This window comes from Bacteroides caecigallinarum (assembly GCF_016902295.1).
Lineage (GTDB): Bacteria > Bacteroidota > Bacteroidia > Bacteroidales > Bacteroidaceae > Phocaeicola > Phocaeicola caecigallinarum_A.
On record NZ_JACJLQ010000199.1, the window covers coordinates 1 to 281 of the forward strand.

Here is a 281-nt window from a genome sequence, read left to right on the forward strand (position 1 = left end):
CTGATGGATGCTTGCATCCTTACCTACAAAACCAGAAACTACGAAAGAATTTTCCATTTTCTTCATGACATTGAAATTTTAGAAGTGAAACATTTATTTTTTACGTTGCTATCAAAGTTGGCAAGGATAGCAATCAGGCAAGTAATTACCGAATTATTTCACCGTCAGGCAAGAAAAGTTTTCCGAAAAGCTGCAGCTGGAAAAGTTTTTGAAAAAATTCAGGGAATAAGGTTCTGGTACTTGCAGTATGCGGCTTGCACTAACTTCGCAACAGGAAAAAG

The 281-nt window shown here is 37.0% G+C and carries 1 protein-coding gene; it reads left to right on the forward strand.

The genetic code is table 11. The features are described 5' to 3' along the window. The coding region (locus H6A27_RS14810; protein ID WP_239469739.1) for a hypothetical protein at positions 1-281 on the forward strand (281 nt) is incomplete at both ends.